The organism is Trueperaceae bacterium (genome assembly GCA_036381035.1).
Classification (GTDB): domain Bacteria; phylum Deinococcota; class Deinococci; order Deinococcales; family Trueperaceae; genus DASRWD01.
Window position 1 is genome coordinate 1 of record DASVDQ010000062.1, and the last position, 1,429, is coordinate 1,429.

4 protein-coding genes are annotated in these 1,429 nt (G+C 69.3%); all 4 read left to right on the top strand.

Annotated elements, in window-relative coordinates; genetic code table 11:
* The first annotated feature begins 79 nt into the window (after positions 1–79).
* Complete coding sequence (locus tag VF202_07605; protein HEX7039958.1) at positions 80–391, top strand: metal-sensitive transcriptional regulator; 312 nt, start codon at positions 80–82, stop codon at positions 389–391.
* Complete coding sequence (locus tag VF202_07610) at positions 384–794, top strand: mercuric transporter MerT family protein (GenBank protein HEX7039959.1); 411 nt, start codon at positions 384–386, stop codon at positions 792–794. Before VF202_07605 ends, VF202_07610 begins: the two co-directional genes overlap by 8 nt.
* Before the next feature lie 10 nt (positions 795–804).
* On the top strand, positions 805–1,236 hold the full coding sequence (locus VF202_07615; GenBank protein HEX7039960.1) for a metal-binding (seleno)protein: 432 nt from the start codon (positions 805–807) through the stop codon (positions 1,234–1,236).
* Positions 1,229–1,429: FAD-dependent oxidoreductase (locus tag VF202_07620; GenBank protein HEX7039961.1), on the top strand; the 201-nt coding region annotated here is incomplete at its 3' end. The genes VF202_07615 and VF202_07620, both read left to right, overlap by 8 nt.

Sequence of the window (1,429 nt, forward strand, 5' to 3'; positions counted from 1 at the left end):
CGCCACTTGACGAATGTACCCCCGGGGGTATAGCTTTTGCGGTGAATACCCCAGTGGGTATATCGAGCGAGGAGAACCCATGAGCACGACATGTCCGACCGACGAGGTCTATCTGACGCCGGAGGCGGAGAAGAGGATCCGTAACCGCTTGCGCCGCCTGGGCGGGCAGGTGTCCGGTATCGAGCGTATGCTCGAGGAGCACAAGAGCTGCGACGACATCCTGGTCCAGGTCGCGGCGTTGAAGCAGGCCGTGAACGGCGTGGCCGCCGAGCTCGTCCAGGCGCACATGGAGAGCTGTGTCCTTCCGCGCGTCGAGGCGGGCGGCGCCGAGGGCCGGGAGGCGTTGGAGAGCCTCAAGGGCGCACTGAGCCGGGTGATGAAGCATGGCTGAGCGGAACCGAACCGGCGAGATACCGATCGCAGACGAGCGGGAGGAGATTGATCGCGCTTCGCGACGCGGGCTCTGGGCCTCGCTCGGCGCGGTGGGCGCGGCGTTCCTGGGCGCGCTCTGCTGCGTGGGGCCTCTGCTCTTCGTGGCCTTCGGCGTCGGCGCCGGGCTCGCGAGCACCTTCGAGCCGCTTCGCCCCGTTTTCGGCATCCTCATGGTGCTCGGCCTCGGGACCGGGTTCTACACGGTCTACGGCCGGCGGCGCCTGGCCGAGGCGCAGTGCGAGCCCGGGGAGGTCTGCTCCGTGCCGAGGAGTCGCAGGCGCGACAGGGTGATCCTGTGGACGGCGACCGCGCTCGCGCTCGTGTTCTGGACGTTTCCGACCTGGTCCACCTGGCTCGTCTGACGCTCGTCTTTTGATCCGCGATCCCGAAAGAGGAGGACGCATCATGATCTTGAAACACACACTGCTCGGATTCCTCGGCGTGGGCGCGGCCGGTTTATTCGCGCTCTGTGACGTCTGCCGGGCGCCGGCCGGCTTGGAAGCCGCATCGGCACCGCCGGCGTCCGGCGAGGTTGCCCGCGCGCCGACGGCCGCACTCGACGCCGACACGGCCACGTTCAGGGTCGAGGGCATGACGTGCGGCGGGTGCGCGATCGCGACCCGCGCCGTGCTCAGCCGCCTGGACGGCGTCGAGAAGGCCGAAGTCAGCTACGAGAAGCGCGAGGCAGTCGTCGTCTACGACCCCGACAAGGTGAGCGTCGAGGCGATGGTCGCAGCCATCCGGGAGCTCGGCTACCGGGCCACCGTCGTGACCGACGACCGGGCAGGGGTCGGCCGTGAGTAGCCGCACGGGGGACGTGTACGACCTGCTGATCGTCGGCAGCGGCGGCGCGGGAATGGCGGCCGCGATCCGTGCCTCGGAGCTCGGAGCCACGGCGGCGATCGTCGAGGGCGGCGAGGTCGTCGGCGGCACCTGCGTCAACGTGGGCTGCATCCCGTCGAAGTACCTGATCGAGGCGGCCCACCGCTACCACACG

Coding starts and splice junctions, on each gene's coding strand:
- VF202_07605 (HEX7039958.1), top strand. CDS start 80: ATGAGCACGACATGTCCGACCGACGAGGTCTATCTGACGCCGGAGGCG.
- VF202_07610 (HEX7039959.1), top strand. CDS start 384: ATGGCTGAGCGGAACCGAACCGGCGAGATACCGATCGCAGACGAGCGG.